Annotated in this window: 2 tRNA genes and 3 rRNA genes; all 5 read left to right on the top strand. The window is 53.2% G+C overall.

What is annotated here, in order from left to right:
- The first annotated feature begins 309 nt into the window (after positions 1-309).
- Positions 310-1840 (top strand): 16S ribosomal RNA (locus AC1Q6E_RS27675).
- 127 nt (positions 1841-1967) lie between these two features.
- A tRNA-Ile gene (locus tag AC1Q6E_RS27670) sits at positions 1968-2044 on the top strand.
- Positions 2045-2068: 24 nt separating this feature from the next.
- Positions 2069-2144: transfer RNA gene (locus AC1Q6E_RS27665), tRNA-Ala, on the top strand.
- Between the two features lie 274 nt (positions 2145-2418).
- Positions 2419-5299: ribosomal RNA gene (locus tag AC1Q6E_RS27660) — 23S ribosomal RNA — on the top strand.
- Between the two features lie 155 nt (positions 5300-5454).
- Positions 5455-5567: ribosomal RNA gene (gene rrf, locus AC1Q6E_RS27655) — 5S ribosomal RNA — on the top strand.
- The 16S, 23S and 5S rRNA genes sit together here with 2 tRNA genes alongside, the layout of an rRNA operon.
- Positions 5568-5621 lie beyond the last annotated feature (54 nt).

Genomic DNA, 5621 nt, shown 5'->3' with positions numbered 1-5621 from the left:
AAAAAACTTCTTCATAATCTCGTTTCTCTGCTGATGACGCAGCGCCAAGCAAGACAGCGCAGCGAACGGCAGGAAAGCGAAGCAGTAGGCAGTACCGCTCTTTAACAAATAAACAGCCGATAAGTGTGGGCACTTGGTTGGGTGCGAGACGGTTGGGCCGGGTCAAACTGGTTCAAGCGATCAACGCAAAAGAAATCAAGTGCTCATATAAAGAAGTTTGTAGGTAAATCATTTATCTGCAATTTCTTTGAGTACGCAAGCGATCGTGCCATGGGATTCGTCCCATAGTACGAAACAAATCTAGAGATTAAACTGAAGAGTTTGATCCTGGCTCAGATTGAACGCTAGCGGCATGCCTTACACATGCAAGTCGAACGGCAGCGCGGACTTCGGTCTGGCGGCGAGTGGCGAACGGGTGAGTAATGCATCGGAACGTGCCCAGTAGCGGGGGATAACTACGCGAAAGCGTGGCTAATACCGCATACGCCCTACGGGGGAAAGGGGGGGATCGCAAGACCTCTCACTATTGGAGCGGCCGATGTCGGATTAGCTAGTTGGTGGGGTAAAGGCCTACCAAGGCGACGATCCGTAGCTGGTTTGAGAGGACGACCAGCCACACTGGGACTGAGACACGGCCCAGACTCCTACGGGAGGCAGCAGTGGGGAATTTTGGACAATGGGGGCAACCCTGATCCAGCCATGCCGCGTGTGCGAAGAAGGCCTTCGGGTTGTAAAGCACTTTTGGCGGGAAAGAAACGGCGCCGGATAATACCTGGCGTAACTGACGGTACCCGCAGAATAAGCACCGGCTAACTACGTGCCAGCAGCCGCGGTAATACGTAGGGTGCAAGCGTTAATCGGAATTACTGGGCGTAAAGCGTGCGCAGGCGGTTCGGAAAGAAAGATGTGAAATCCCAGGGCTCAACCTTGGAACTGCATTTTTAACTCCCGAACTAGAGTATGTCAGAGGGGGGTGGAATTCCACGTGTAGCAGTGAAATGCGTAGATATGTGGAGGAACACCGATGGCGAAGGCAGCCCCCTGGGATAATACTGACGCTCATGCACGAAAGCGTGGGGAGCAAACAGGATTAGATACCCTGGTAGTCCACGCCCTAAACGATGTCAACTAGCTGTTGGGTTCTTCGGAGCTTGGTAGCGCAGCTAACGCGTGAAGTTGACCGCCTGGGGAGTACGGTCGCAAGATTAAAACTCAAAGGAATTGACGGGGACCCGCACAAGCGGTGGATGATGTGGATTAATTCGATGCAACGCGAAAAACCTTACCTACCCTTGACATGTCTGGAATCCTGAAGAGATTTAGGAGTGCTCGAAAGAGAACCGGAACACAGGTGCTGCATGGCCGTCGTCAGCTCGTGTCGTGAGATGTTGGGTTAAGTCCCGCAACGAGCGCAACCCTTGTCATTAGTTGCTACGAAAGGGCACTCTAATGAGACTGCCGGTGACAAACCGGAGGAAGGTGGGGATGACGTCAGGTCCTCATGGCCCTTATGGGTAGGGCTTCACACGTCATACAATGGTCGGGACAGAGGGCAGCCAACCCGCGAGGGGGAGCCAATCCCAGAAACCCGATCGTAGTCCGGATTGCAGTCTGCAACTCGACTGCATGAAGTCGGAATCGCTAGTAATCGCGGATCAGCATGTCGCGGTGAATACGTTCCCGGGTCTTGTACACACCGCCCGTCACACCATGGGAGTGGGTTCTACCAGAAGTAGGTAGCCTAACCGTAAGGGGGGCGCTTACCACGGTAGGGTTCATGACTGGGGTGAAGTCGTAACAAGGTAGCCGTATCGGAAGGTGCGGCTGGATCACCTCCTTTCAGCGCGTAAAGTGCTTGATCAAGTGTCCACTCTTATCGGTTGTTCATTAAGCTGGATCGGTGAGGAAAAGGGGCAAGCGTAAGTAGCTTGACGTTCCTTGGCCTGGGATGCAGATCCGTGGAATAAGGGTCTGTAGCTCAGTCGGTTAGAGCACCGTCTTGATAAGGCGGGGGTCGTTGGTTCGAATCCAACCAGACCCACCAGTAAGCAGAAGCGCATGTTTCTGTGGGGGTTTAGCTCAGCTGGGAGAGCACCTGCTTTGCAAGCAGGGGGTCGTCGGTTCGATCCCGTCAACCTCCACCATTTTCGGTGGGAATTCCTCGGATCACCAGAATTCAGGTTTAAGCGCAGCGTGCTGTGCTTAAAGCTGGGCTTTGGCTCGGTGTAGTACGATTTGGCTGTTCTTTAACAATTTGGAAGAAGCACAACAGTAAATGTTGTTCGACACGCTGGTTAAGAGCCAGTGGAGTATATGTCGAATAACGGGTTGTGATTGCATATATCAGTTCCAGAATGCTCATGTTCTGGAACGGCACAAACGCTAGAGTAAACCAGCCTATAGCCGCTACGGTTATAGGATCAAGCGACTAAGTGCATGTGGTGGATGCCTTGGCGATCACAGGCGATGAAGGACGTAGTAGCCTGCGATAAGCTGCGGGGAGCTGGCAAACAAGCTTTGATCCGCAGATTTCCGAATGGGGAAACCCACCGCTTCGGCGGTATCGTTATCTGAATACATAGGGTAACGAGGCGAACCGGGTGAACTGAAACATCTCAGTAGCTCGAGGAAAAGAAATCAACCGAGATTCCGAAAGTAGCGGCGAGCGAAATCGGATCAGCCTGTACGAGTTAGCTTCGGTGATAGAAGAACGGATTGGAAACTCCGGCCATAGCAGGTGATAGCCCTGTATTCGAAATCATTGAAGTGGGACTAAGCGTACGATAAGTAGGGCGGGACACGTGAAATCCTGTCTGAAGATGGGGGGACCATCCTCCAAGGCTAAATACTCGTGATCGACCGATAGTGAACCAGTACCGTGAGGGAAAGGCGAAAAGAACCCCGGAAGGGGAGTGAAATAGATCCTGAAACCGCATGCATACAAACAGTCGGAGCCTCCTTGTGGGGTGACGGCGTACCTTTTGTATAATGGGTCAGCGACTTACATTCAGTGGCAAGCTTAACCGAATAGGGGAGGCGTAGCGAAAGCGAGTCCGAATAGGGCGTTCAGTCGCTGGGTGTAGACCCGAAACCAGACGATCTATCCATGGCCAGGTTGAAGGCACGGTAACACGTGCTGGAGGACCGAACCCACTAGTGTTGAAAAACTAGGGGATGAGCTGTGGATAGGGGTGAAAGGCTAAACAAGTCTGGAAATAGCTGGTTCTCCCCGAAAACTATTTAGGTAGTGCCTCGAGTATTACTCCAGGGGGTAGAGCACTGTTATGGCTAGGGGGTCATGGCGACTTACCAAACCATTGCAAACTCCGAATACCTGGAAGTACAGCTCGGGAGACAGAGCACCGGGTGCTAACGTCCGGACTCAAGAGGGAAACAACCCAGACCGCCAGCTAAGGTCCCCAAATATCGCTAAGTGGGAAACGAAGTGGGAAGGCATAGACAGTCAGGAAGTTGGCTTAGAAGCAGCCATCCTTTAAAGAAAGCGTAATAGCTCACTGATCGAGTCGTCCTGCGCGGAAGATGTAACGGGGCTAAGCGATATACCGAAGCTGCGGATGCGTGGATTTATCCATGCGTGGTAGGGGAGCGTTCTGTAAGCCTGCGAAGGTGGCTTGTAAAGGCTGCTGGAGGTATCAGAAGTGCGAATGCTGACATGAGTAGCGATAAAGAGGGTGAAAAGCCCTCTCGCCGTAAGTCCAAGGTTTCCTACGCAACGTTCATCGGCGTAGGGTGAGTCGGCCCCTAAGGCGAGGCAGAGATGCGTAGCTGATGGGAAGCTGGTTAATATTCCAGCACCGTCGTTTAATGCGATGGGGGGACGGATCGCGGAAGGTCATCGGGGTGTTGGAAGTCCCCGTTGCTGCATCGAAGAAGGCACTTAGGCAAATCCGGGTGCGTAATTCAAGGGTGTGGCACGAGCGAACTTGTTCGCGAAGTGATTGGAAGTGGTCCCAAGAAAAGCCTCTAAGCTTCAGTTAAACGAGACCGTACCGCAAACCGACACAGGTGGACGGGATGAGTATTCTAAGGCGCTTGAGAGAACTCAGGAGAAGGAACTCGGCAAATTGATACCGTAACTTCGGGAGAAGGTATGCCCTGGTAGCGTGAAGCGCCTGCGCGCTGAGCGTGAAAGGGTCGCAGAGAATCGGTGGCTGCGACTGTTTAATAAAAACACAGCACTCTGCAAACACGAAAGTGGACGTATAGGGTGTGACGCCTGCCCGGTGCCGGAAGGTTAATTGATGGAGTGCAAGCTCTTGATCGAAGCCCCGGTAAACGGCGGCCGTAACTATAACGGTCCTAAGGTAGCGAAATTCCTTGTCGGGTAAGTTCCGACCTGCACGAATGGCGTAACGATGGCCACACTGTCTCCTCCTGAGACTCAGCGAAGTTGAAATGTTTGTGATGATGCAATCTACCCGCGGCTAGACGGAAAGACCCCATGAACCTTTACTGCAGCTTTGCATTGGACTGTGAACCGGTCTGTGTAGGATAGGTGGGAGGCGTTGAAACCGAGTCGCTAGATTCGGTGGAGCCAACCTTGAAATACCACCCTGATTTGTTTGCGGTTCTAACCTTGGCCCGTTATCCGGGTCGGGGACAGTGCATGGTGGGCAGTTTGACTGGGGCGGTCTCCTCCTAAAGGGTAACGGAGGAGTTCGAAGGTACGCTAGGTACGGTCGGAAATCGTGCTGATAGTGCAATGGCATAAGCGTGCTTAACTGTGAGACTGACAAGTCGAACAGGTGCGAAAGCAGGACATAGTGATCCGGTGGTTCTGTATGGAAGGGCCATCGCTCAACGGATAAAAGGTACTCTGGGGATAACAGGCTGATACCGCCCAAGAGTTCATATCGACGGCGGTGTTTGGCACCTCGATGTCGGCTCATCTCATCCTGGGGCTGTAGCCGGTCCCAAGGGTATGGCTGTTCGCCATTTAAAGAGGTACGTGAGCTGGGTTTAAAACGTCGTGAGACAGTTTGGTCCCTATCTGCCGTGGGCGCTGGAGATTTGACGGAGCCTGTTCCTAGTACGAGAGGACCGGAATGGACGTACCGCTGGTGTACCGGTTGTCATGCCAATGGCATTGCCGGGTAGCTATGTACGGAAGAGATAACCGCTGAAGGCATCTAAGCGGGAAACTCGTCTGAAGATAAGATCTCCCGGGGGCTTGACCCCCCTGAAGGGCCGTTCGAGACCAGGACGTTGATAGGTCGGGTGTGGAAGCGCAGTAATGCGTTGAGCTAACCGATACTAATTGCCCGTGCGGCTTGATCCTATAACCCTGGCGGTTGTAGCGTGTGCCGCAGTCACACACCAGGCAGCATCCCTGCTGCCACACTGTTGCGCTTCTTCCCAATTGGGCAGGTTGTTCGAGCCTGCGCCAGGATCTCACCATCCTCGCGCGATCAACAGCCCGCCAACCAGTCAAAGCCTGACGACCATAGCAAGGTGGTCCCACTCCTTCCCATCCCGAACAGGACAGTGAAACGCCTTTGCGCCGATGATAGTGGACGGACGTCTGTGAAAGTAGGTCATCGTCAGGCTACCTTACCCTCAAAACCCCCGACCGGAATACCGGCCGGGGGTTTTGTCTTTCT

This window comes from Pigmentiphaga sp. MLSB6-MA01, assembly GCF_058793475.1.
This window is presented reverse-complemented; position numbering and strand designations above follow the sequence as displayed.